The following is a 23,595-nucleotide window of genomic DNA, read 5'->3' as shown; positions in this document are numbered from 1 at the left end:
GGGCGGGCGGGGCGGCAGCCCGGCCAGCTCGCGGCACTCGTCCGGGCACTCCGCGCACGCCCGGCCGGACACCAGCCACGCCTCCGCGTAGGCGTCCCGGATGACCCGCGCCGCGCCCTTCCCGCGCTCCGTCGCGATCGACGGCTGCCGCGCGAACGCGTAGGTGACGCGCAGCACGCCGGGGCGGCTCGTGGTCAGGTGGAACCCGGGGGAGCGCTTGACCGCGCGCGCCAGCGGCACCGCACCCGAGTGCGGCGCCCCCAGGATGAACACCGGGCGGCGCACCTTGGTGCCGTTGATCACCAGGATGTGCGGCGTCGACCTCATACCGGGCCAAGTTTGTCACCTTTTATGGCCCGGTCGGTCCGTGACGCTCCGTAAGGGGCGACCGATACCCATCTGTTAAGCAGGCCCTCCGGCCGGACGGGCATGCCCGTCCGGCGCCTACCATGGGGACGGTGGACGCTCCCCTGACGCTCGCCGAGCTTTTGCCGAACGCCGCGGCGATCACCGTGCTGACCGGCGCCGGGATCTCCACCGACAGCGGCATCCCGGACTTCCGCGGCCCCCAGGGCGTCTGGACGAAGGACCCGGCGGCGGAGGCGATGTCCACGATCGGCGCCTACCTCGCCGACGCGGAGGTGCGGCGCCGCGCCTGGCGGTCCCGCCGCGACAACCCGGTCTGGGACGCCGAGCCGAACGCCGCGCACGCCGCCCTCGTCGAGCTGGAGCGGGCGGGGCGGCTCCGCGCCCTGATCACCCAGAACATCGACGGCCTGCACCAGCGCGCCGGATCGGGCGCGGGGACGGTGCTCGAGATCCACGGCACCATGCGGGACGCGGTCTGCCTGGCCTGCGGCCTGCGCACCCCGATGCCCGAGATCCTCCGGCGGGTCGACGCCGGCGAGGACGACCCGCCCTGCGCCGAGTGCGGCGGCATCCAGAAGTCCGCGACGATCTCCTTCGGCCAGGCCCTGGACCGGGACGTCCTGGACGCCGCCGTCGCCGCGGCGCGCTCCTGCGACCTGTTCCTCGCCGTGGGCACCTCGCTGACCGTGCAGCCCGCCGCCGGGCTGTGCCTGGAGGCCGTCGAGCACGGCGCTCGCCTGGTGATCATCAACGCGGAGGAGACGCCGTACGATGGCCTGGCCGACGCGGTCCTGCGCCGGCCGATCGGGGAGACGCTGCCGCGCCTGGCCGGGATCGCGCTCGGCGGCGGGCGGTGATCCGGGGGCCGATGATCTGTTGGCGGGTCGTGACCGTGCGCCTCTTCCACTGGCGTCCGGATCCTGACAAGCTCTATCCGTCGCGGTGCGAGGAGGGATCGGGTTGAGAAGCGGGGGCGCCCGCGCGGAGGCGGTCGAAGGGACCGCCGACGCGCCCGCCGTCGGCATGCCCGGCGGACGACCGCGAACGCGACATACCCGCAGGTACGGGCGGTTGCGCCCCGGCGACCGGGTCGCCGTCGTCGCGCCCAGCGGTCCCGCCGCGCCCGCCCGGCTTGAGGCCGGCTGCGCCGTCCTCCGCGACCTCGGTCTTGACGCGGTGGTCGGAAAGCACGCCCTCGACCGTGTCAACCTCGGCGCCCCGGGCCCCGTCCGGGACGGCTGGCACCGGCTCGCGGGAAGCGACGCCGACCGGGCCGCCGACCTGCAGGCCGCCTGGTGCGACCCCCGCGTCCGCGCGGTGGTGTGCGCGCGGGGCGGCTACGGCGCCACCCGCGTCCTGGACCACCTCGACTGGGACGCGCTGCGCGCCGCGTCGGACGAGGCCGCCGGGTCCGCCCGCGGTCCGAAGATCCTGCACGGATCGAGCGACGTCACGGCCCTGCACGCCGCTTTTGGAACGCGCCTAGGCGTCACGACCTCCTTCGGCCCGATGCCCGCCGGGGTGCTCGCCGACCTCGGCCCGGCCCCCGCAGACGCAGATACAAGCGCAGACACGGGCGAGGGCTCCGCCACGCTGGAGGGCCTGCGCGCCGCGCTGTTCGGCGGCACCGTCGCCCTCCCCGGCACGCACGCGCTGCGGCCGGGCCGCGCCGAAGGACCGCTCACCGGCGGCGCCCTGTCGCTCCTCACGGCCCTGCTCGGCACCCCGTACGCGCCGCCGCCCGCCGCCGGCCGCATCGTCTTCCTGGAGGACGTGGACGAGGCTCCCTACCGGGTCGACCGCATGCTCGTCCAGCTGCTCCAGTCGGGCCGGCTCGACGGCGCCGCGGGCATCGCCCTCGGCACCTGGCGGAACTGCGGCGACCCCGAAGAGCTCGACTCGGTCTTCGCCGCGCGGCTCGGGCCGCTCGGCGTCCCCGTCCTGGCGGGAGTCCCCGCCGGGCACGGCCCCCACCAGCGCACCCTGGAACTCGGCGCGCCCGCCCTCCTGGACACGGCCGCGGCGACCGGCGGCACGGACACGGCGGCGCCGGACGCGGCCGCGCTCACCCTCCGAGCGCCGGGAGGTGCACGATGAGCGGCCGGCACGCCCGCCCCGACCCGGTGGACGACGGAACCCTCGACTCGCTGCTCGTGCTCGTGGCCGAGAGCCTCGGCTACTCCTGCCACCGCGCGCCCGGCGAGGTCGTCATCCTGGAGGGCGCCAAGCGGCTGCCGGTCAGCATGCGCGACCTGCGGCAGCTCGCGCGGCTGGTGCCCCGCGACGACTGGCCCGCGCTGGTCTCCGACCACGTCACCACGATCGTCACCGCGATGGAGGAGCCGCTCGACCTCAGCGACTTCGACCTCGCCCAGCACCTGCTGCGCACCCGCATCTACCCGGCCGAGGCCGACAACGGCGTCCTGGCCGCCCGGCCGTTCGCGCCCGGCCTGATCGAGGTCGTGGTCGTCGACACGCCGACGTCGGTCCGGACGGTCAGCACCGAGGAGATGAACGGCTGGCCGGTCTCCGGCGACGCGCTGTTCATGCTCGGCCGCGCCAACGTCCGCGGCGACGGGCCGCTCCAGGTGGACGAGCAGGACCTCGGCGGCGTCCGCGTCTCCGTCCTGCACGGCTGGACGTTCTACGCCGTGACCCACCTGGCCTGGCTGGAGGAGTACCTCTCGATCGGCCCGTACGGCGCGCTGGTCATCGCCCCGAACCGCAGCCTCATCGTCGCCCACCCGCTCCGCCTGAACGAAGGGTGCCCGAGGGCCCGCTACCGCGCCGCGGTGGCCGCGGCCAACGAACTGCAGGCCCAGGCCCACCGCGCCTACGAGGAGGGGCCGGGCTCCCTCAGCCCGCACCTGTACTGGTGGCGGGGCGGGGAGCTGACCTACCTCGAGACCCGCTACGAGGGCGACTCCCTGGTCCTGCCGGAGGAGTTCTCGTCGGTCCTCGCCACGCTGGCCGCGGAACACTGAGCGCGGGCCGCCGGTGCGGGTCGTCGTAGCGCCCGATTCGTTCAAGGGCAGCCTGTCCGCCGCGCAGGTCTGCGCCGCCGTCGCGGAGGGCGTCCGCCGCGCCGTGCCCGGCGCCCGGGTGACCGCGGTGCCGATGGCGGACGGCGGCGAGGGGACCCTGGACTGCTTCCGCACCGCCCGCGCGGGCGAGCTGGTCGAGACGGCCGCCACCGACCCGCTCGGGCGCCCGGTGACGGCGCGCTACGCGCTGTCCGCCGACGGGCGCTCCGCCGTGGTGGAGCTCGCCGCTGCGTCCGGGCTGCCGCTCGTCGCGGACGTCCCGCCCGATCCGCTGCGCGCCGGCACCGCCGGCACCGGCGAGCTGATCGCGGACGCGGTCCGGCGCGGCGCCCGGGAGGTCCTCGTCGCCGTCGGCGGCAGCGCCGGCACCGACGGCGGCACCGGGCTGCTGCGCGCCCTCGGCGTCCGCTTCCTGGACGCCGCGGGCGCCGAGCTGCCGCCGGGCGGGGCGGCGCTCGCCCGCCTCGCCCGCATCGACGACTCCGGGCTCCCGGACGCGGTGCGCGCCACCCGCTTCCGGGTGGCCTGCGACGTGACCAGCCCGCTCGTCGGGCCGGCCGGCGCCGCCGCCGTGTTCGGCCCGCAGAAGGGCGCGTCCCCCGCCCAGGTGCGGGAGCTGGACGCCGCCCTCACCGTGTTCGCGGACGTGCTGGCCGCCCACTCGGGCGTCCGGGTCCACGACCTGCCCGGGGCGGGCGCGGCCGGCGGCACCTGCGGCGGCCTCGTGGGCCTCCTCGGCGCCGAGCCGTCCCCCGGCGCGCCGCTGGTGGCCGAGGCCGTCGGCCTTCCCGCCGCCCTCGACGGCGCCGACCTGGTGCTCACCGGGGAGGGGCGGGTGGACGGGCAGAGCGCGGCGGGCAAGGTCGTCTCCGCCGTCGCCGCGCTCGCCGCGGAGCGCGGCGTCCCGTGCGTCGCCCTGGCCGGCGGGGTGGCCGGGCCGCTGGACGAGCTGCACGCGCTCGGGCTCACCGCCGCGTTCAGCATCGCCGACGGCCCGCGCGACCTGGCCGGGCTCATGGCCGGGGCCGCTCCGCTGCTGGCCGCGCTGGCCGAGCAGACCGTCCGGCTCTTCGCCCGCTGATCCCGGGTCAGGAGCGGCTGGGCTCGGCCTGTGCCGCCGGGCCCGTTTCCGCCGGTGCCGTCTCGGGCACCGCCTCGGGAGTCCGGGGCCGGATGGTCAGCGCGGGCAGGAAGACGTGCGTGAGCGGGCCGATCGCGACCGCGTACAGGACCGTTCCGACGCCGACCGTTCCGCCGAGCAGCCAGCCGCTGGCGAGCACGGTCAGCTCGATCCCCGTCCGGACCGCCCGGAGCGAGTGGCCCCGCGCGGCGATACCGGTCATCAGGCCGTCGCGCGGCCCCGGGCCGAGGCCGGCGCCGATGTAGCAGCCGGTGGCGAAGCCGCCGACCAGCACGGCGGTGATCAGGTAGGCCCAGCGCGCGCCGGCCGCCTCCGGCGCGGGCAGCAGCCAGAGGAACAGGTCGGCGAAGACGCCGATGAGCAGGGCGTTGCTGACCGTGCCGATCCCGGGCCGCTGGCGCAGCGGGATCCACGCGAGCATCACCACCGCGCCGGCGATGACGACCCAGGCGCCGATCGACAGGCCGAGACGGCGCGACAGGCCCTCGTGGAGGACGTCCCAGGGCCCGTTCCCGAGGCCCGACGACACCTGCAGGGCGATCCCGAGCCCGTACAAGGCCAATCCCACGTAGAGCTGCACCAGGCGGCGCGCCATCAAGGCCATTTACCTACTCCTCGCAACGATCGGCCAGCTTTCGCTCCACTCTGACGGAAAGTGGCCTGGTAATGATAGGTCCAATGTGCGAAAGTGGTTTGCGTGAGCACTCGATATGTGAGCGGGCAGCACCTGGCGCGGCTGGTCGGTGACGTGTCGGGCGAGCGCCCCGTCTACGGCGCGCTGGCCCGGTCGGTGCGCGGCCTCGTCCTCGACGGGCGGCTCGCGCTGCGGACCCGGCTGCCCGCCGAGCGGGACCTGGCCGCCGCCCTCGGCGTCAGCCGGACCACGGTCACCGCCGCCTACGACCGGCTCCGCGACGAGGGCTACATCCAGAGCCGCCAGGGCGCGGGGAGCTGGACGGTGCTGCCCCCGGTGCGGATGTCGTCCGCCGATCCGCGGACCGCGCAGGCGGGCGCGCGGTTCGGAAAGGCGCACCCGCCGCCCGACGACGCCGACTTCATCGACCTCGGCTGCGCCACCCCCGCCGCCCCCGCGATCTTCGGGGAGGCCGTGGCCGCCGCCGTCGACGAGCTGCCCCGCTACAGCTCCGGCCCCGGCTACGAGCCCGCCGGGCTGCTGGGCCTCCGCCGGATCATCGCCGACGGGTACACCGCGCGCGGCGTCCCCACCGGCCCGGACCAGATCGTCGTCACCACCGGCGCGCAGCACGCGTTCACGCTGCTGACGCAGACCCTCATCGAGCCCGGGGACGCCGTCATGATCGAGCGGCCCACCTACCCGCACGCGCTCGGCACGCTGCGCCGCCGCGGCGCCCGGCTCGTCCCCGTCGGCGTCAACGAGGGCTGGGACGTCGAGCTCGCCGCCGGCGCGATGCGGCAGGCGGCCGTCCGGATGGCCTACACGATCCCGGACTTCCAGAACCCGACCGGGCACCTGATGCCGGCCGCCGGCCGCGCCGCGCTCGTGGACGCCGCCCGCCGCGCCGACGCGTTCCTCGTCGCCGACGAGACCTTCGCCGACCTCGCGCACGACCTCGACGCGCCCCGGGAGCCGCCGCTGGCGGCCTTCGACTCCGGTGGGCGGGTCATCACCATCGGCTCGGCGTCGAAGCTGTTCTGGGGCGGCCTGCGGATCGGGTGGATCCGCACCACCGCGCCGCTGGCGCGCCGGCTGGTGCTGGCCCGCGAGCCGTTCGACATGGCGAGCCCGGTGCTGGAGCAGCTGATCGTGCGCGAGCTGCTGCTGCGAGTGGCGGAGGTGCGCGCCGAGCGCGCGGAGGGACTGCTCCGCGGCCGCGACGCGCTCGCGGGGGCACTGCGCGAGCTGCTGCCTGGCTGGGAGTTCCGGCTGCCCGCCGGCGGCATGTCGCTGTGGGCGCGGCTCGGCGCGCCGATCGCCACCCCGCTCGCCGAGACGGCCGAGCGGCTCGGCCTCCGCGTCGTCGCCGGCCCGGTCTTCGGCGTCGACGGCGTGCTGGAGGACTACGTCCGGCTGCCCTACGTCCTGCCCCCGGAGACGCTGCGCACGGCCGTCGAGCGCCTGGCGCTGGCCCACCGGGAGGCCGAGTCCGCCCCCGCGACCCGGTCCCTGCCCGCCTACGTCTGAGCGCCCAGCGCGTGCGGCCCGTGCGGCGTTCGCGCGGGCTAGGGGGCGCGCTGGATGTAGCCGACCAGGTGCTCGCGCTCGCTCTCGAGCTCGTCGATGGCGCTCTTGACCACGTCGCCGATGCTGACGATGCCGGCGAGCCGGCCGTCCTCGACGACGGGCACGTGCCGGAACCGGTGCTCGGTCATGGCGCGGCGCAGGTCCTCCACCTTGTCGGACGGGCCGCAGCTGCGGACCTCAGCGGTCATGATGTCGGAGACGGGCCGGTCGAGCAGCGCGGCGCCGCGCTCGTGCAGCGACCGCACGACGTCGCGCTCGGAGACGATGCCGGCGATCGACGCGCCGTCCGGCGAGACCACCGCGGCCCCGATGTTGTGCTCCGCCAGGACGGAGAGCAGCTGCCGCACGGTGGCCTCGGGCCGCACCGTGGCCACCGCGTCTCCCTTCCTCCGCAGGATGTCGCGAATCCGCATTCGTCACGCTCCGGTGCCAATTCGGGTGCCCGGGGGGCGAAGCCTGCCGGGGGCGGGCCGGTCGCCGGGCTTTCTGCAAAGGTCGCACGTTCCGGCGCCGGGGAAAACCCCGCGGCGGTAAACCTCGCGATTGGAGAGGCTACGGCGCCAGCAGGCGGCCGAGGGCGCCGAGGGCGGGCGTCAGCAGGCGGCCCGCGGGGGAGGCGTGGGCCAGCGCGGCGCGGGCGGCGTTCGCGCCGCACGCGCCGTGCACGCCGCCGCCCGGATGGGCGGACGCGGACGCCAGGTACAGGCCGGCGACCGGCGTCTCGGCGCGGCCGAGGCCGGGCACGGGCCGGAACACGAGCTGCTGGTGGAGCATCGCGGTGCCGCCGTTGAGGGCGCCGTTCCGCAGGTTGGCGTCGTGCTCCCGGAACGCGGGCGGGGCGGTGATGCGGCGGTCGGCGATCAGGGAGCGGAAGCCCGGGGCCAGGCGCTCCAGGACGTCCTCCAGGCGCGCGGCCATGGCGGCCCGTTCGCGCTCGTCCCAGGTGCCGGTGATGCCGTCCGGTCCTGCGTCGGCCCTCACCCGCTGGGGCACGTGCGTGTAGGCCCAGGCCGATTCGGTGCCGGCCGGGGAGCGGGACGGGTCCGCGGTCGTGAGCTGCCCGAGGATCGCGAACGGCTCGGCCGGGACGCGGCCGGTGGCGAGCTGCGCGCTGTAATCGCTCATCGCGTCCATACCGGGGGAGAGATGGACGGTTCCGGCGCGGGCCGCGCCGGGCGACGCCCAGGGGATCGGTCCCGACAGCGCCCAGTCGACCTTGAACGTGGCGTGGTCCCAGTCGAAGCGGTCCATGTCCGCGCGGAGCGCGCCGGGCAGGTCCTGCCAGCCGACCAGCCCGCCGTAGAGGAGGGGCGCCGCCACGTCCGCCAGCACCGCCCGGGTCGCGCGCACCGGCTCGCCCGACGCGGTGCGGACGCCGAGCGCCCGGCCGCCGCGGACGACGACCGACGCGACCGGGGTGCCGCAGCGGACCCGCCCGCCCCGGGACTCCAGCCGCCGCACCAGCGCCGCCGTCAGCTCGCCCGCGCCGCCCTCGGCCACCGGCCAGCCGTACCGCTGCCCGATCATGGCGAGCAGCCAGCCGAACAGCGCCCCGCCCGCCGTCTCCGGGGCCATGTCGGTGTGCAGCGCCCCGCCGGCGAGCATCACCGGTCCGCCCGGCCCGGTGAACTCGTGCTCGCCGAACGTGCGCGCGGGCGACAGCAGCGTGCGCAGGACGCGGAGCCCGCCCGCGCGCCGCGCCGCCGCGGCCAGCGGGAGCGCGCCGCGGACGGGCGGGAACGGCGTGAGCAGGGCGTGCAGGAGGGGGTCCCCCAGCTCGTCCCAGAGCCGGCAGAGCCGCAGCCACGCCTCACCGTCCCCCTGCGCGAACGCGTCGAGCCCGGCGGCGGTCTTGTCCCGGTCGCGTTCGAGGACGGCGCACCGCCCGTCCGGCAGCGGGTGCGCGAGGACGGCGGGCGCGTGCCGCCAGCGCAGCCCGTGCCGTTCGAGGCCGAGGGCGCGCATGGCGGGGGACGCGACGCCGAGGGGGTAGAACGCGCTGCACACGTCGCTGACGTAATCCGGGTGGACGCCCCGGTCGCTGCGCACGGCCCCGCCCGGTTCGGGCTGCGCTTCGAGGACCACCACGTCCCAGCCGGCGTCGGCCAGCACGTTCGCGGCGACGAGCCCGTTGGGCCCCGCTCCGATGACCACGGCGTCCGCCATGCGGCACCGTCCCTCCCGGTGGGCGACGCCCTACGGGTACCCGGGACGGCGGTGTTCAGCCCCGGCGGGCCAGCAGGCGCACGAGGCGCGGGCACACGCGGTAGGCCGCCCGGCGCAGCCGCGCCCCGGCCGTGACCGGGACGACCGCCCGGTCGGCGCGGACCGCGGCGACGATCCGCTTCGCGACCTCGTCCGGGCCGGGCCCGCGCCCCGCGCCGCCGGGCACGCAGACGGCGCTGACCCCGATGCCCTTGCCCTTCAGCTCGGCGCGCAGGCATTCGGACAGCATCAGCGCGGCCGCGTCCCCGGTGGCGGCGGCGGGCAGCGCGCGCGACGGCGCGAACGCGGCGGCGGACAGCGTGTTGACGATGTGGCCGCCCTGCTTGCGCTCCGCCATCTGCGCGGCGAACAGCCGCGAGCCGTGGATGACGCCCCAGAGGTCGACGTCCAGGGCCGCCTTCCAGTCCTCGGCGGAGTGGTCGAAGAACGCCCCGGCCGTGGGCGCGCCCGCGTTGTTGACGACGACGTCCGGAACCCCGTGCTCGTGCAGCACCGACTTGGCGAAGCCCTCCATGGCGGCGAGGTCGGTCACGTCCACCGTGTAGGGGTGCCCCGCCGGGCCGAGCAGCCCGGCGAGTTCCGCGGTCCGCTGCGCGGCGGCCGGGTCGATGTCGGCGGCGACGACCTCGGCGCCGCGCTCGGCGAACGCCAGCGCGGTCGCGCGGCCGGTGCCGCCGCCCGCGCCGGTGACGACGACGAGCGAACCGTCGAAGGCGCGCCGCCCCTCGGCCACCCTGGCCCCGCGCAGCGCGCGGGACTCGGCCGCGGAGAGCGGGCCGCCCTGGACGCCGGTGACGTGCTCGCCGATCCAGCGCGCGACGGCGTCCGGATGGCTGCGGGGCACCCAGTGGCCGGCGGCGACGGGCCGGACCGACAGGTTCGGCACGCGGCCGGCGAGCCCCCCCACCAGGTGCGGTGAGACGAACAAGTCCCGGGTGGGGACGATGACCTGCGTCGGCACGTCCGTCCGCCGGTCGAGCGGCCCGCGTAGCCGCCGCAGCATGTTCGCCCGGTACAGGCCGGTCCCGGACGCGCCGTCGCGCGCCAGGCTCTTGGCCGGATGCCCGGGACGCGCGGGGACGCCCTCCCCCCGCTCCAGCGCGCGGGTGAACACCCGGGAGAACCCGGCCCGCCACATCAGTTCCGGCAGCAGCGGCGTCTGGAAGACGTAGATGTACCAGGACCGCGCCGCCTGCCCGGCCGCCCGCCGGAGGTTCGACGGCGCAGGGCGGGTGAGGTTGCGGCGCATCCAATGCCCCACATGGTCCAGGCACGGCCCGGAGATCGAGGTGAAGGAGGCGAAGCGGTCCGGCATCGTGCAGACCGCCTCCCACGACTGGATGGAGCCCCAGTCGTGCCCGACCAGGTGCACCTTGCGTTCGGGCGCGGTGGCGTCCAGCACGGCCTGCATGTCGCCCATCAGGTACTCGAACATGTAGCGCCTGCGCCCGACCGGCCTGGAGGACGCTCCGGCGCCGCGCACGTCGTACCGGACGACGTGGAACCGCCCGGCGAGCCGCTCGGCGACCTCGTCCCAGACGGCGTGGGTGTCGGGGTAGCCGTGGACGAGCAGGACGGTCGGGCGGGACCGGTCGCCTTGCTCGTAGACGGCGAGGTCGACGCCGTCGCCGCGGACCCGCCGCCGGATGACGGGGGACGCCGGGGGTGTCATGTCGTTGTGTCTCTGGAGGGGCTAGGGGGTGAGGGGAGTCTAGAGGACTCTAGTAGGGGTCGTAACCCGCCGCCCTCGCGGCGGGGGACTGCATCAGGTACTCCAGCGCCCGCGGCGTCGAGCAGACCTTGGACGGGTGGTGGCCCGGCCGGAGGTAGACGGGCGCCTCACCGAGCAGCAGCCGGAAGATGCCGGGGACGTGCCCCAGCCGCACGGACCGCCGGTACGACCGGTACACGCGCAGCGGCGTCACCCGCTTCTTCACCGTGGGGTCCTGCTTGAGCAGGTACAGGGACCCGCCGATCAGCGCCCAGTACAGGAAGAACAGCGACACCACCCAGGCGGCCACGCGGGTGAGGTAGCCGCCGCCGAACGCCTTGTACACGTCGAACACGACCGACCGGTGCTCGACCTCCTCCGCGCCGTGCCAGCGCAGCAGGTCCAGCATCGTCGGGTCGACCCCGGCCTTCTCGAACCTGTCGTTGTCCATGATCCACTGGCCGAGGACGGCGGTGTAGTGCTCGATCGAGGCGACCGCGGCCAGCTCGAACCGCAGCCGGCGCCGCCACGCCCGCGGGTTCTTCTCCTTCAGCGCCGCCATCTGCGCGGGCCGGTCCGCGTTGCCCTTGGCCGCCGCGTTGGTGATCTTGGAGACGTCGATCCCGTTGGCCTCCAGGATCTGGTCGAGGACGCCCTGGTGGGAGCGGGCGTGCACCATCTCCTGCCCGATGAAGCCCTTGATCTCCTCCAGGAGCCGCTCGTCCTTGATGTAGGGGCGGGCGTCCTTGACGCACTGGATGAACCACTTCTCGCCCTCGGGCAGGACGATGTGGAACGAGTTGATGATGTGGGTGGCGACCGGGTCGCCGGGCACCCAGTGCAGCGGCGTCTCCGACCAGTCGAAGGACACGCGCCGAGGCTTGATCGGCGGATGGCGCTCGTCGATCCCGGACGCCGGTCCGCCGCCAGTCAGGGGCCTCGTCATCCCGTTCCTCGCTTCCGCATGCCGGAACGCGGCGCGGGCGCGCACGCGTGTGTCCATTGGTGGACGAGTCAACTCGAGTGGGCCGCAGGTTTCTTGAGAAGGACCCAACAAGTTACCGTCCGGTTTTCGACCCGTGATGACAAGTGGGCGCTTACGGGGCGAGGCGCTCGGCTCCCGTGTAGACGTTCATCGTCTCGCCCCGCAGGAACCCGACGAGCGTCATTCCCGCGTCCTCGGCGAGATCGACCGCGAGCGACGACGGCGCCGAAACCGCCGCCAGCACCGGCACGCCCGCCGTCATCGCCTTCTGGGTCAGCTCGAACGACGCGCGCCCGCTCACCATGAGGACCGTCCCGGCGAGCGGCAGCCGCCCCTGGCGCAGCGCCCATCCGACCACCTTGTCGACCGCGTTGTGCCGGCCCACGTCCTCGCGCAGCGCCAGCAGTTCGCCGCCGGCGTCGAACAGGCCCGCCGCGTGCAGGCCGCCCGTCCGGTCGAAGACCCGCTGGGCCTTGCGCAGCCGGCCGGGGAGCGCCGCGAGCACGCCCGGGGTGAGCCGCAGCGGATCGGCGCCCACCTCGTAGGGCCGGTCCGCGCGCAGCGCCTCGACGCTGGACTTCCCGCAGACACCGCACGCGCTCGTCGTGGTGAAGGCCCTGGTCATGGAGTCGTCGGGGGGCGGCACCCCCGGCGCGAGCGCGACGTCCAGCGTGTTCTGCTCCGCGGTGTCGGCGCAGTAGCGCATCGTCGCCAGGTCGTCCGCGCTCCCGATGACGCCCTCGGCCGCCAGGAAGCCGGCGACGAGGTCGAAATCGTGCCCCGGCGTCCGCATGGTGATCGTGAGGGGCTTGCCCGCGACGCGGATCTCCAGCGGCTCCTCGACCGCAAGCGTGTCCGGGCGGCGCCCGCGCGACCCGGAGGTACTGAGCCGCAGCACGGGCCTGCGCACGGTGATCCGCCCCATGGCGTGAACGTACCCGGGAAACCGGGCGGTAACGAAAAGTTCTCTCCGAAACGTCCTGATTTGTGTCCCATTCTTCTCGGGACCGGGCGCCCTGGTCCGGGCCCGCCCCGCGGATCGATCATGAGAGTGCATCAGGCGGCCCACGGGGGGACGCCGCTGGCACACAGGGGTGAAGACACCGATGCGCAAGTTCCTTGTCCTGCCCGTCCTGATCGGTGGCCTCGTGCTCTCCGTCGCGGGCTGCGAGGTCACGAAGACCGTCTCCGCGGCCAAGGTCGAGGAGCAGCTCGACGCCAAGTTCGGCCCGCCGTTCGACGACGCCGGCATCGGCCCGGCCACCAGCGAGTGCCCGGAGAGCCTCAAGGGCGAGGTCGGAGCCACGCTCGAGTGCACCGTCCGCGACGCGACGGGCCGCGAGTACCGCATGATCGTGACCGTGACCTCCGTCGAAGGGGACCAGGTCAACTTCACGATGAAGGAGGCGTAGCGGCGCCGCCGGCCGGGCGTGGGGGAGCCCGGCCGGCGCCCCGGGCGGGTGAACGGGGTTCAGCTGGGAATCGGGAGGTGTATGGGCCTCCCGGCGAGGAACCGTCTAGATTTGGGTCCTTATCCCTTCCGCCCAGCAGAGAGTGGTATCCGGCACCCCATCATGAGCACGTCACCAGGGAAGAAGAACCAGGTCGCAACCGGACTCAAGCGCCGAGGGACCCTCCTCGCGGCGGCCTTGCGGCCGCCGGGCCGCGCGCAGGGGCCGGAGGGGGCGTCCGCGGCGCCCCCGGGCGAGGACGAGGCGGGCGCGCTCGTCCCCTCGAAGGTTCCCCGGATCGTGGAGTCGCCGGTCTTCGTCCTGTGCTCGGTGCGTTCGGGCTCGACCCTGCTCCGCGTGCTCCTCAACAGCCACTCGCAGATCCGCGCTCCGCACGAGCTCCACCTGCGCCACCTCAAGGTGAAGCCGGGCCGCGAGTTCACTTACGACATCATGGGCGAGCTGGGGCTGGACGTCCGCGAGCTGCAGTACATGCTCTGGGACAACGTCCTCTCGTACGAGCTCCAGCGCAGCGGCAAGACGCAGATCGTGGAGAAGACGCCGTCCAACGCCCTGATCTGGCGCCGGCTGGCCGCCGCGTGGCCGGAGGCGCGCTACCTCTTCCTGCTCCGCCACCCCGCCTCGATCGTCGAGTCGGTCCTGGCGAGGCGCAAGGGCTCGGCCCCGGAGACGGTCGTCCCGGAGATCCTCCGCTACGCCGAGCACATCGAGGAGGCCAGGAACGCGCTCCCCGGCCTCACCGTCCGGTACGAGGAGCTGACGGCCGAGCCCGAGCGCGTGACCACGGAGATCTGCTCCTACCTCGGCGTGGAGTGGGAGCCGGGGATGCTGGACTACGGCCGGCTCAGCCACGGCCCCTACCGCGCCGCCTTCGGCGACTGGGGCGCGAAGCTCAAGTCCGGTGAGATCCAGCCGGCCCGCCCGCTGCCGCCCGCCGGCGATGTCCCGCCCGAACTGCGGGACATCGCCCGCGCCTGGGACTACATCGGCGCCGGGTGACCGCGCGGACGTGAAGACGCCGGGCCCGGGCCGGCGCGGCCCGGGCCCGGCGGAGGCCCGCGGAGGCGTACGGGAATCGAACCCGCCGTCCCGAGATCCTCGGGACCATCGGCTTTGAAGGCCGGGGAGGCCACCAGGCGCTCGCACGCCTCCGCCGACGATCTTAGCCGTCGCCGGTCTCAGCCCTGGTAGAGGTCCTCGATGGCCGCGGAGTACTTGGTGTGGACGACGCGCCGCTTGAGCTTGAGGGTCGGGGTGAGCTCCTCGCTCTCGGCGGTCCACTCGGCGGGCAGCAGGCGCCACTTCTTCACCTGCTGGACGCGGGCGAGGCGGGCGTTGGCGTCCTCGACGGCCTTGGCGACCTCCTCCAGGATGAGGGGGTTGTCGGCGAGGGCGGCCAGGTCGGTGGTGTCGATGCCGTGGGCGGCCGCCCAGACGGGGGCGACCTCGCCGTCGAGGGTGATGAGCGCGACGACGTAGGGGCGCCGGTCGCCGAAGGCGAGGGCCTGGCCGATGAGCGGGTGCTCCTTCAGATGGTTCTCGATCATGGACGGGGCGATGTTCTCGCCGCCGGCGGTGATGATGAGCTCCTTCTTGCGGTCGACGATCTTGAGGAAGCCGTCGTCGTCGAGGCGGCCGACGTCGCCGGTGTGCACCCAGCCGTCGGAGTCGATCAGCTCGGCGGTCGCCTCCGGGCGGCCCAGGTAGCCGGGCGTGCAGGTGCTGCCGCGGACGAGGATCTCGCCGTCCTCGGCGAGCTTCAGCTCCACGCCGGCGAAGGGGCGGCCGACCGTGCCGAGCTTGAAGGAGTCGGCGAGGTTGGCGGTGATGGCGCCGGTGGTCTCCGTCATCCCGTAGGCGTCGAAGATCTTCAGGCCGAGGCCCGCGAAGAACCGGGCGACGTCGACGGGCAGCGGGGCGGCGGCGCTGGACGCCTGCATCACGCGGTCCAGGCCGAGCATGGCCCGCATCGGGGTGAGGACCGCCGCGTCGGCCTTCTCGAACGCGGCGGTGATCTCGGGGGTGAGCGTGTTGCCGAACTCCTGGGCCTGCACGTAGGCGCGGCCGGCGTCGAGGGCGGCGGCGACGGCCTGCTTCTTGGCCTGGTCCTGCTCGGCCGACAGCACCGCCTGGATGCCCGCCATGATCTTCTCCCAGACGCGGGGCACACCGAAGAACGAGTGCGGCCGGACCTGGGGGAGGATCGAGGTGAGCTGGGCGGGGTCGGGGCAGAAGTGGATGTGGGAGGCGAGCCGCACCGGCAGGTAGTAGCTGAGGACGCGGTCGGCGATGTGCGCGAACGGCAGGTAGGAGACGCCGGCCGGGTGGTCGGGCAGCACCGAGCTGCGCTTCACCATCGCGCCCTCGTGCAGCACCATCGAGTGCGTGATGAGGACGCCCTTGGGGTCGCCCGTCGTGCCGGACGTGTAGAGCAGGGTGACGGTGTCCTCGGGCTTGACGGCCTGCCAGCGGCGGTCGATGGCGGCCGGGTCCGCGGCGAGCTCCCCGCGGCCGAGCTCGGTGAGCGCGTCCCAGGTCATGAAGCGGTCGCCGGCGGGGCAGTCGGCCGCCTCCACGACGATGACCTTGCGCAGCTCGGGGAGGCGGTCCAGGACGGGCTCCCAGCGGTCGAGCTGGTCCCGGCCGTTGAGGACGGCGTACTTCGCGGAGCAGTCGCCGGCGACGAACGCGATCTGGTCCGGCGCGAGGGTGGCGTACACCGTGGTGGGGATGCCGCCGGCGTGCACGGCGCCGAGGTCGGCCAGGATGTGCTCGGAGCGGTTCGGCATCATCAGCGCGACCACGTCGCCCGCCTCGAGGCCGAGGGCGGCGAAGCCCGCGGCCGTCTCCAGCGCGCGGGTGCGGGTGCCGGCCCACGTCAGCGTCCTCCACTCGCCGTCGACGCGGTCGGAGTAGGCCGGCAGGTCGCCGTGCCGCTCGGCGGTCTCGGCGAGGCCGGTGCAGATCGTCTGTCCCGCGAGGGCCTGGTCGAGTTCGGCCCGGTCTTCCTGGATCCCCATGTCGCCCCTACTAGTAAGTGATGACTTGCAGAGTCAGATCGCACCATGCCGAACACCGTTCGGACAAGTCTTTCCGGGATTTCGGGGCTGGTCGGAGAGCGATCTAGGCCGTGGGTGACCACCCGGCCACTGTCCGTTTCTTGATCATTTGCGATAGTTGTGCGTTAAATCATGCGGTGACTCGCCTCGCCCCCGTCGCCCGCCTCACGCAGTACGCGCACGGCGGTGGCTGCGCGTCCAAGATCCCCCCGGCGGAGCTGGAGCGGCTGGTGACCGGCCTCACCGGCGGCGACGCGCTCGTGCTGGGCGGCCCGGACGGCGACGACGCCGCCGTGGTGCGGATCGAGGGCGGCCGCGCGGTGGTCTCCACCGCGGACTTCTCCACCCCCGTCGTCGACGACGCCTACGACTGGGGCCGCATCGCCGCGGCGAACGCGCTGTCGGACGTCTACGCGGTCGGCGGCACGCCGGTGATGGCCCTCAACCTGCTCGGCTGGCCGAGCGACGCGCTGCCCGCCGAACTGGCCCGCGAGGTCCTGCGCGGCGGGCGGGACCAGGCCGCGCTCGCCGGCTGCGTCATCGCGGGCGGGCACAGCGTCGACGACCCCGAGCCCAAGTACGGCCTCGCCGTGACCGGCGTCGCCGACCCGGGCCGGCTGCTGCGGCTGGACGCCGCGCGCCCCGGCCTCCCGCTGTCGCTGACCAAGCCGCTCGGCGTCGGCGTCCTCAACGCCCGCCACAAGACCACGGGCGAGTCCTTCCCGCACGCGGTGGAGACGATGACCGCGCTCAACTCCGACGCCGGCCTCGCCGCCCTGGAGCGCGGGGTCGCCTGCGCGACGGACGTGACCGGTTTCGGGCTGCTCGGCCACCTGTACAAGCTCGCGCGGGCGAGCGGCGTCACGGCCGTCGTGAACGCCTCCGCCGTGCCGTACCTGGACGGGGCGCGGGCCGCCGTGCGCGACGGCTTCGTCCCCGGCGGGTCGCGGCGCAACCTCGCGTGGGTCACCCCGCACACCGACTTCCACCGGATCGGCGAGGAGGAGCGGCTGCTGCTCGCCGACGCGCAGATCTCCGGCGGCCTGCTGATCGCCGGCGAGATCCCCGGCGCGCCCGTCATCGGCGAGCTGGTCCCGCCGGGGCGCCGCACCCTGGTCGTGCGCTGACGCCCGCGTCCCGGCGCCCGTGTCGCCGATGCCGCCGCGGGTAGGGCCTCGCGGTGAGGGGCGCCCGGGAGCGGGGGAGGGAGCGCATATGACCATCGGCGGGCTCGTCGCGGCCGTCGTGCTGGGCGCGGCCGTCGGGACGCTCGGACGGCTGGTCGTGCCGAACCGGGAGAGCATGCCGGTCTGGTTCGGGATGGCGGCCGGCATCGTCGCGGCGTTCGCCGGGACGGGCCTGGCCGACGTGTCCGGCGTGACGGACGGCGGCTGGACCTTCGGGGAGACGGCCCTGCAGGTCGCCGCCGCGGTCGTGGGAGTCCTGGTGGTGACGGTGCTCTGGCCGAAGCGGACCCGGCGCTAGGACCCGCCGCCCCCGCCCCGGAGGGCTAGGTCGCCTTCCGCAGCACGGGGCGGAGGGTCTCCAGGACGTCCGGATCCTCGATCGTGGACGGGACGGTGACGTCCTGCCCGTCGGCGATGCCCCGCATCACGCCCCGCAGGATCTTGCCCGACCGCGTCTTCGGCAGCGCCGGGACGATGCTGATCTCCTTGAGGGAGGCGACGGGCCCGACCTGCTCGCGCACCATCCCGATCAGCTCGGGGCACAGCTCCTCCGGCTCGGCGAGGACGCCGCTCTTCAGCACGACCAGCCCGCGCGGCACCTGCCCCTTGAGCGCGTCGTGCACGCCGATGACGGCGCACTCGGCGACGGCCGGGTGGGAGGCGATGACCTCCTCCATCGTCCCGGTGGACAGCCGGTGCCCGGCGACGTTGATCACGTCGTCGGTGCGGCCCATCACCCAGACGTAGCCGTCCTCGTCGATGTGCCCGCCGTCGCCGGTCAGGTAGTGCCCGGGGAACTTGGTCAGGTAGGACTCGACGAAGCGCTCGTCGTCCTGCCAGAGCGTGGGCAGCGTCCCGGGCGGCAGCGGCAGCCGGATCGCGATGTCGCCGTCCGTGCCGGGCGGCAGCGGCGAGCCGTCCGGGCCGAGGATCCGCACGTCGTACCCGGGGACCGGCACCGACGGCGACCCGGGCTTGACCGGCAGGGGCTCGAGCCCGCGCAGGTTCGCCACGATCGGCCAGCCGGTCTCGGTCTGCCACCAGTGGTCGATGACCGGCCGGTCCAGGACCCGCGACGCCCACCGGTACGTCTCGGGGTCGAGCCGCTCCCCGGCGAGGAACAGCGTGTCCAGCGCCGACAGGTCGTGCCCGGCGAGCAGCGCGCCCTCCGGGTCCTCCTTCTTGACCGCGCGGATCGCGGTCGGCGCGGCGAACAGCGCCTTCACCCGGTGCTGCGCCGCGACCCGCCAGAAGGCGCCCGCGTCCGGAGTGCCCACGGGCTTGCCCTCGTACAGGACGGTCGTGCAGCCGGTGAGCAGCGGCGCGTACACGATGTAGGAGTGCCCGACGACCCAGCCCACGTCGGACGCGGCCCAGAACACGTCGCCGGGCCCCACGCCGAACACGTTCTCCATGGACCAGCGCAGCGCCACCGCGTGGCCGCCGTTGTCGCGCACGACGCCCTTGGGCCGCCCCGTCGTCCCGGACGTGTACAGGATGTAGAGGGGGTCGGTGGCGGCGACGGGCACGCACTCGGCGGGCTGCGCGGCGGCGACGGCCTCGTCCCATTCCACGTCCCGCGGGCGGACGAGGTCGGCGTGCAGCTGCTCGCGCTGCCGGATGACGCACCGGTCGACCTTGTGCCTGGCCATCTCCAGCGCCTGGTCCAGCAGCGGCTTGTAGGGCACGATCCGGCCGGCCTCGATGCCGCAGGAGGCCGACACGACGGCCTTGGGCCGGGCGTCGTCGATGCGGACGGCCAGCTCGCGCGCCGCGAACCCGCCGAACACCACCGAGTGCACCGCGCCGAGCCGCGCGCAGGCCAGCATCGCGATCACGGCCTCGGGCACCATCGGCAGGTAGATCACCACCCGGTCGCCGCGGTCGACGCCCTGCGCCCGCAGCGCCCCGGCGAACCGCGCGACCAGGTCGGTGAGCTCGCGGTAGGTGTAGGTCCGCACCGTCCCGGTGACGGGGCTGTCGTAGATGAGCGCGGCCTGGTCGCCCCGCCCCTCCTCGACGTGCCGGTCCAGGGCGTTGTCGCAGGTGTTCAGCTCACCGCCGGTGAACCACCGGTAGAAGGGGGGCGCCCCGTCGTCCAGGACCCGGTCCGGCGGGACGAGCCAGCGCACGTCCCGCGCCGCCAGGCCCCAGAATCGGGTCGGATCGGCGATGCTGCGTTCGTACGCGGCCGCGTAGGCGCCCATGTCGTCCTCCCGGTTGCGGGTCCCGTGCCCGACTGCGATCCGGCCCGGACTGGATTCGGGCCCACCCCTATAGGGCATGGCGCGGGTGCCGTTCGTCAAGGCCCCCCGCCGCCGCGTGTGCCCGGGACGGCCCGGAACGCCCCGGTCAGCGGGGGTGGCGCAGGCCGTGCGCGAGGGCGACGGCGGCGGCGACGGCCGCGCCCGCGCCGACGATCCAGAAGCAGAGTTCGTACGCGGCGAGGGTGGGGACGGCGGTCCCCGCGAGGACCTGCCCGGCCAGGACGGACGCGGTGACCGCGCCGGCGATGGCGCCGCCCGCGGTGCGCACCAGCGAGTTGATGCCGCTGGCGATGCCGCTCTGGTCCATCGGGACGTGCCGGATGGCGAGCGTGCCGAGCGCCGCGTAGGCGATGCCGAACCCGACGCCCTGGAGGGAGCTGAAGGCGACCATGTCGAGCGGGTGGGAGTTCGACACCGCCAGCCACACGTAGCACAGGCTCGCGAAGAGCGACCCGATGGCGAGCGTGAAGGCGGGGCCGATCCTGGCGGCGATCCACCCGGCCAGGGACGAGCAGACCAGCATCGTCACCGTGTTCGGCAGCATGTAGAGGCCGACGTCCAGCACCGAGCCGTTCAGCCCGTACCCGACCTCCTCCGGCCTCGCCTGCACGAAGCCCGCGATCAGCGTGAACGCGGCGAACATCGAGAAGCCGAGCAGGGCGGAGACGACGTTGGCCGACAGCGACCGCGCGCCGACCAGCAGGTTCAGCCGGACCAGCGGGGCGCGGACGCGCCGCTCGATCACGACCCACACGGCGCACAGCACGGCCGCCGTGCCGAAGAGGCCGAGGACGCCGCCGGACGTCCAGCCCCACGTGTTGCCCTGGCTGATGCCGAGCAGCAGGCAGGTCAGCCAGACGGCGAGGACGGCCACCCCCGGGTAGTCGGGCCGCCCGCCCGCGCGGACGCCGACGTCCCGGGCGGCGGCCGCGACCAGCACCAGCCCGGCGGCGGCCATCGCGCCGGCGACCCAGAACACCGGGCGGTGGCTGTCGGTGCGGGCGGCGATCAGCCCGGTCACGATCATCCCGGCGCTGCCGCCGGCGCCCATGGTGGCGCTGACGACGCCGATCGCGGTGGTCACCCGCTCGGGCGGGAACGTGTCCCGGATCATGCCGATGGCCAGCGGGATCAGCGCGGTCGACACGCCCTGCAGGGCGCGCCCGGCGATCAGTACGAGGAGCGAGCCGGACAGCGCGCAGAGCACCGAGCCGGCCCCCAGCAGGGACAGCGACAGCAGCAGCATCCGCTTCTTGCCGTACATGTCGCCGAACCGCGTCAGCAGCGGGGTGGCGACGGCGCCGGCCAGCAGCGAGGCGGTGAACACCCACGTCACGTCGGTGATCGGGGCGTCGAAGATGTGCATGAGCTGGGGCAGCATCGGCAGCACGAGGGTCTGCTGCACCGCGACGGTCATCCCGGCGAACGCCAGGGCGAGCAGGGTGCGCCCGGTGTGCCCGGGGCGCGCGGCGGGCCGCCCGGCCGCCTCGCGCGCCGTGGTGGGGGCACCCGTCATGCGAAACCTCCATCGGCCGGTCGGCGGCGGGCCGGCCGATCGGCAATCCTGTTAATTAACTTAAGTAATAGTAGAGCGGTAGGTTTAGTGACATGTCGGCACGGGTGCCCCCGGACATCGTGGAGATCGAACGGGCGATCAGCCGGGTGGCGCACATGCTCACCCGGTTCAGGCAGCACGACCGCACCGTCGTCGCGGCGGGCGTCCCGGTCGACCGCGCGGCCGTGCCGCTGCTGCGCGCCCTCGCGGAGAACGAGGGGCCCATGCGACCCGGCGAACTCGCCGTCCGGCTGGCCGTGGAGGCGCCGCACGTCACCCGGCAGCTGCAGCGGCTGGAGCGGGCCGGGTACGTCGAGCGGGTGCCCGACCCCGACGACCGGCGGTGCCTGCGGGTCGGGCTGAGCGGCTCCGGGAGGGCGGCCGTGGAGTCCATCCGGGCGTCCGGGCGGCGCTGGATCGGCGAGGCCCTCGCGGCGTGGTCGCCCGCCGAGCGCGAGCGGCTCGCCGGGCTCGTCAACCGGATGGTCGACGACTTCGAGTCGCACTCCGCGGCGACCTCGGCCACCGAACCTGCCGCGGCCCCGGGTGCCGCCGACCCTGCCGCCAGTGATCCGGACCCCGGTCCGGCGGCCTCCGGCGGTACGGAGGCGGCGGCGCCGACCGGCCGCGCCGGGTCCGGCCGGCACTGAACCGCCGACGATTTCTCCTCGTTCGTGGTTTACGTGAGCTTGGTGAGAAATTGCAGGCCGCGGTGTGGGGACGGCCGGGTTTTGCCGCGGGCACCCGCCTCCATAGGGTTGCCTTCCGTGGACCTCCGTCTGCACAACCCCCGCGATGACTCCCCCCGCACGGGCCGCCGGCCCGCGCCCTTCCGCGTCCCTCCCCTGGAGGGGCCCTGATGCAGGTCGTCACCACCGCCGGCCACGGTGGGCACGGCAAGTCGGCGCTCGTGCGCGCCCTCACCGGCAAGGAGCCCGAGGAACCGGGCGCCTGGACGGAGCTCCCCTCCGGAAGGCGCGTGGCGTTCGTCGACGTCCCCGGCGGCGAGCGCTCGGTCCCGGCCATGCTCGCGGGCGCCGCGTCCGCGCCCGCCGTCCTGCTGGCCGTCGCCGCCGACGAGGGCTGGATGCCGGGGACGCGGGAGCACCTGGAGGCGCTCGGCGCGCTCGGCGTCCGCTTCGGGGTCGCCGCGGTCACCAAGGCCGACGCCGCGGACCCGAAGCTCGCGCTCCGCCAGGTCCGCGAGCGGCTCGCCGGGACCGCGCTGCGCGGCGTGGAGGCGGTCGCGGTCAGCACCGTCACCGGCGCCGGGATGGACGGCCTCGCCGCCGCCCTCGACCGGCTCGCCGGCCGGCTCCCCGTCCCCGACCCCGCCGCCCCGGTGCGGCTGTGGATCGACCGGGCCTTCACCGCCGGGCGGCAGACCGTCGTCACCGGCACCCTCGCCGCCGGGACGATCACAGTCGGGGACGAGCTGCTCCTCATGCCCGCCGGCGCACGCGTCCGCGTCCGCACGATCGGCCGCGCGGGGGAGCCGTGCGAGTCGGTCGGCGGCGTCTCGCGGATCGTGCTGACCCTGCGCGACGCGGGCCGCGTCGACGCCGGCATGGCCCTCGTCACCGAAGGCGCCTGGACCCACACCACCAGCGTCGACGTCCGCACCCGCTTCGGGGAGGCGTCCGGCCGGCTCGCGCGGCGGATGACCCTGCACCTCGGCTCGGCCGCCGTCCCGGTCCGGCTGCGGCCCCTCGGGCCCGACACCGCCCGCCTCACGCTGAACCGGCGGCTCGCGCTGCACCTCGGCGACACCGGGATCCTGCGCGACCCGGAGCGCCGCTCGATCGCCGGGGTGAGCGTCCTGGACGTGCGGCCGCCGACGCTCGTGCGGCGCGGCGCGGGCGCCGCCCGCGCGCGGGAGCTGGCGTCCTGGCCCGACCGGCCGGACGGCACGATCGTGCTGCGCCGGCACGGCGTGCTCCGCAGGTCCGAGCTGTCGGTCATGGGCTGCGCGGCGCCGCCGGACGCCGTCGCGCTGAACGGCGAGTGGCTCGCCGACCCCGCGCACTGGGACTCGCTGTTCCGGCGCCTCGCCGAGGAGACGTCGCGGCACGCCGCCGAGAGCCCCCGCGCCCCGGGACTCCCGCTGGAGACCGTCCGGCTGCGGCTCGGCCTCCCCGCCCGGCAGCTCGTCGCGGCGCTCGTCCGGCCGCCGCTGCGCGTCGAGGCCGGCCGCGTCTACGGCCCGGCCCGCCCCGCGGGAGGCCGGGCACGCCCCGGGACCGGCCGCGGTGGCCACCGCCCCGCCGCCGCCCTGGGCGGACGCCGTGGAGCGCCTCCGGGCCGCGCTGGCCGGCGCGCCGTTCTCCCCGCCGGGCGCCGTCCGGCTCGCGGAGT

Annotated in this window: 20 protein-coding genes, 1 tRNA gene and 1 pseudogene; 11 read left to right on the top strand and 11 right to left on the bottom strand. The window is 75.0% G+C overall.

What is annotated here, in order from left to right; translation table 11 throughout:
- Positions 1–327, bottom strand: a pseudogene (locus E1266_RS21190) (sulfotransferase); the annotation flags it as partial.
- Between the two features lie 131 nt (positions 328–458).
- Between E1266_RS21190 and E1266_RS21185 the strand changes: the two are divergent.
- The 4 genes from E1266_RS21185 (at position 459) to E1266_RS21170 (ending at position 4,494) form a co-directional block, all read left to right on the top strand.
- Positions 459–1,226, top strand: coding sequence for a Sir2 family NAD-dependent protein deacetylase (locus E1266_RS21185; protein ID WP_243718680.1), 768 nt, complete (start codon positions 459–461; stop codon positions 1,224–1,226).
- Positions 1,227–1,329: 103 nt separating this feature from the next.
- Positions 1,330–2,466, top strand: coding sequence for an LD-carboxypeptidase (locus E1266_RS21180; protein WP_243718678.1), 1,137 nt, complete (start codon positions 1,330–1,332; stop codon positions 2,464–2,466).
- On the top strand, positions 2,463–3,353 hold the full coding sequence (locus E1266_RS21175) for a hypothetical protein (protein ID WP_132049556.1): 891 nt from the start codon (positions 2,463–2,465) through the stop codon (positions 3,351–3,353). The genes E1266_RS21180 and E1266_RS21175 overlap by 4 nt, the downstream gene beginning before the upstream one ends.
- 13 nt (positions 3,354–3,366) lie before the next feature.
- Entirely contained in the window at positions 3,367–4,494 is a 1,128-nt protein-coding gene (locus tag E1266_RS21170) for a glycerate kinase (protein ID WP_132049554.1), read from the top strand.
- A gap of 7 nt (positions 4,495–4,501) precedes the next feature.
- Here E1266_RS21170 and E1266_RS21165 read toward each other — a convergent pair whose 3' ends face one another.
- On the bottom strand, positions 4,502–5,158 hold the full coding sequence (locus E1266_RS21165; protein WP_132049552.1) for a hypothetical protein: 657 nt from the start codon (positions 5,156–5,158) through the stop codon (positions 4,502–4,504).
- Positions 5,159–5,251: 93 nt separating this feature from the next.
- On the opposite strand from E1266_RS21165, the gene E1266_RS21160 reads away from it, so the two are divergent.
- The gene (locus E1266_RS21160) at positions 5,252–6,718 is read left to right on the top strand and encodes a PLP-dependent aminotransferase family protein (protein WP_243718677.1); all 1,467 of its coding nucleotides are present in this window, start codon (positions 5,252–5,254) and stop codon (positions 6,716–6,718) included.
- A 38-nt stretch (positions 6,719–6,756) separates the two neighbouring features.
- On the opposite strand, the gene E1266_RS21155 is transcribed toward E1266_RS21160, so the two are convergent.
- From E1266_RS21155 to fdhD, 5 genes are all read right to left on the bottom strand, one after another.
- Positions 6,757–7,191: a CBS domain-containing protein gene (locus E1266_RS21155; RefSeq protein WP_132049551.1), complete on the bottom strand. Its 435-nt coding sequence runs from the start codon at positions 7,189–7,191 to the stop codon at positions 6,757–6,759.
- A 139-nt stretch (positions 7,192–7,330) separates the two neighbouring features.
- Positions 7,331–8,944 carry an NAD(P)/FAD-dependent oxidoreductase gene (locus E1266_RS21150; RefSeq protein WP_132049549.1) on the bottom strand — a complete coding sequence of 538 codons (1,614 nt, stop codon included), beginning with the start codon at positions 8,942–8,944 and terminating at the stop codon, positions 7,331–7,333.
- A 55-nt stretch (positions 8,945–8,999) separates the two neighbouring features.
- Positions 9,000–10,676: an SDR family oxidoreductase gene (locus tag E1266_RS21145; protein WP_132049548.1), complete on the bottom strand. Its 1,677-nt coding sequence runs from the start codon at positions 10,674–10,676 to the stop codon at positions 9,000–9,002.
- Positions 10,677–10,725: 49 nt separating this feature from the next.
- Complete coding sequence (locus tag E1266_RS21140; RefSeq protein ID WP_132049546.1) at positions 10,726–11,661, bottom strand: metal-dependent hydrolase; 936 nt, start codon at positions 11,659–11,661, stop codon at positions 10,726–10,728.
- A gap of 151 nt (positions 11,662–11,812) precedes the next feature.
- Complete coding sequence (fdhD, locus tag E1266_RS21135) at positions 11,813–12,625, bottom strand: formate dehydrogenase accessory sulfurtransferase FdhD (RefSeq protein WP_132049544.1); 813 nt, start codon at positions 12,623–12,625, stop codon at positions 11,813–11,815.
- A 181-nt stretch (positions 12,626–12,806) separates the two neighbouring features.
- On the opposite strand from fdhD, the gene E1266_RS21130 reads away from it, so the two are divergent.
- Both E1266_RS21130 and E1266_RS21125 read left to right on the top strand, forming a co-directional pair.
- Positions 12,807–13,112: a DUF4333 domain-containing protein gene (locus E1266_RS21130; protein ID WP_132049542.1), complete on the top strand. Its 306-nt coding sequence runs from the start codon at positions 12,807–12,809 to the stop codon at positions 13,110–13,112.
- A 162-nt stretch (positions 13,113–13,274) separates the two neighbouring features.
- Positions 13,275–14,171 (top strand): sulfotransferase, encoded by an 897-nt coding sequence (locus tag E1266_RS21125; protein ID WP_132049540.1) that lies wholly within the window; start codon positions 13,275–13,277, stop codon positions 14,169–14,171.
- A 59-nt stretch (positions 14,172–14,230) separates the two neighbouring features.
- On the opposite strand, the gene E1266_RS21120 is transcribed toward E1266_RS21125, so the two are convergent.
- Positions 14,231–14,324, bottom strand: a tRNA-Sec gene (locus E1266_RS21120).
- A 26-nt stretch (positions 14,325–14,350) separates the two neighbouring features.
- Positions 14,351–16,192 (bottom strand): AMP-dependent synthetase/ligase, encoded by a 1,842-nt coding sequence (locus E1266_RS21115; RefSeq protein WP_132049538.1) that lies wholly within the window; start codon positions 16,190–16,192, stop codon positions 14,351–14,353.
- A gap of 176 nt (positions 16,193–16,368) precedes the next feature.
- Here E1266_RS21115 and selD point away from each other — a divergent pair, with 176 nt between their 5' ends.
- Complete coding sequence (gene selD / locus E1266_RS21110; protein WP_132049536.1) at positions 16,369–17,358, top strand: selenide, water dikinase SelD; 990 nt, start codon at positions 16,369–16,371, stop codon at positions 17,356–17,358.
- Positions 17,359–17,446: 88 nt separating this feature from the next.
- Positions 17,447–17,716: a GlsB/YeaQ/YmgE family stress response membrane protein gene (locus E1266_RS21105; RefSeq protein WP_132049534.1), complete on the top strand. Its 270-nt coding sequence runs from the start codon at positions 17,447–17,449 to the stop codon at positions 17,714–17,716.
- Positions 17,717–17,741: 25 nt separating this feature from the next.
- On the opposite strand, the gene E1266_RS21100 is transcribed toward E1266_RS21105, so the two are convergent.
- Together E1266_RS21100 and E1266_RS21095 are read right to left on the bottom strand one after the other, a co-directional pair.
- Complete coding sequence (locus tag E1266_RS21100; protein ID WP_132049532.1) at positions 17,742–19,625, bottom strand: propionyl-CoA synthetase; 1,884 nt, start codon at positions 19,623–19,625, stop codon at positions 17,742–17,744.
- Positions 19,626–19,770: 145 nt separating this feature from the next.
- Positions 19,771–21,201: an MFS transporter gene (locus E1266_RS21095; protein WP_132049530.1), complete on the bottom strand. Its 1,431-nt coding sequence runs from the start codon at positions 21,199–21,201 to the stop codon at positions 19,771–19,773.
- Between the two features lie 92 nt (positions 21,202–21,293).
- Here E1266_RS21095 and E1266_RS21090 point away from each other — a divergent pair, with 92 nt between their 5' ends.
- Both E1266_RS21090 and E1266_RS21085 read left to right on the top strand, forming a co-directional pair.
- Positions 21,294–21,890, top strand: coding sequence for a MarR family transcriptional regulator (locus tag E1266_RS21090; RefSeq protein WP_132049528.1), 597 nt, complete (start codon positions 21,294–21,296; stop codon positions 21,888–21,890).
- A gap of 209 nt (positions 21,891–22,099) precedes the next feature.
- On the top strand, positions 22,100–23,595 hold a 1,496-nt coding region (locus E1266_RS21085), incomplete at its 3' end, for a GTP-binding protein (protein ID WP_132049526.1).

The organism is Actinomadura sp. 7K534 (genome assembly GCF_004348575.1).
In the GTDB taxonomy this organism is placed as follows: Bacteria; Actinomycetota; Actinomycetes; order Streptosporangiales; family Streptosporangiaceae; genus Spirillospora; species Spirillospora livida.
Note: the sequence above shows the minus strand (reverse complement) of the source record. Positions and strands in the feature narration are given on the sequence as shown.

Coding starts and splice junctions, on each gene's coding strand:
- E1266_RS21175 (WP_132049556.1), top strand. CDS start 2,463: ATGAGCGGCCGGCACGCCCGCCCCGACCCGGTGGACGACGGAACCCTC.
- E1266_RS21165 (WP_132049552.1), bottom strand. CDS start 5,158: ATGGCCTTGATGGCGCGCCGCCTGGTGCAGCTCTACGTGGGATTGGCC.
- E1266_RS21155 (WP_132049551.1), bottom strand. CDS start 7,191: ATGCGGATTCGCGACATCCTGCGGAGGAAGGGAGACGCGGTGGCCACG.
- E1266_RS21150 (WP_132049549.1), bottom strand. CDS start 8,944: ATGGCGGACGCCGTGGTCATCGGAGCGGGGCCCAACGGGCTCGTCGCC.
- E1266_RS21145 (WP_132049548.1), bottom strand. CDS start 10,676: ATGACACCCCCGGCGTCCCCCGTCATCCGGCGGCGGGTCCGCGGCGAC.
- E1266_RS21140 (WP_132049546.1), bottom strand. CDS start 11,661: ATGACGAGGCCCCTGACTGGCGGCGGACCGGCGTCCGGGATCGACGAG.
- fdhD (WP_132049544.1), bottom strand. CDS start 12,625: ATGGGGCGGATCACCGTGCGCAGGCCCGTGCTGCGGCTCAGTACCTCC.
- E1266_RS21130 (WP_132049542.1), top strand. CDS start 12,807: ATGCGCAAGTTCCTTGTCCTGCCCGTCCTGATCGGTGGCCTCGTGCTC.
- E1266_RS21125 (WP_132049540.1), top strand. CDS start 13,275: ATGAGCACGTCACCAGGGAAGAAGAACCAGGTCGCAACCGGACTCAAG.
- E1266_RS21115 (WP_132049538.1), bottom strand. CDS start 16,192: ATGGGGATCCAGGAAGACCGGGCCGAACTCGACCAGGCCCTCGCGGGA.
- E1266_RS21105 (WP_132049534.1), top strand. CDS start 17,447: ATGACCATCGGCGGGCTCGTCGCGGCCGTCGTGCTGGGCGCGGCCGTC.
- E1266_RS21100 (WP_132049532.1), bottom strand. CDS start 19,625: ATGGGCGCCTACGCGGCCGCGTACGAACGCAGCATCGCCGATCCGACC.
- E1266_RS21095 (WP_132049530.1), bottom strand. CDS start 21,201: ATGACGGGTGCCCCCACCACGGCGCGCGAGGCGGCCGGGCGGCCCGCC.
- E1266_RS21090 (WP_132049528.1), top strand. CDS start 21,294: ATGTCGGCACGGGTGCCCCCGGACATCGTGGAGATCGAACGGGCGATC.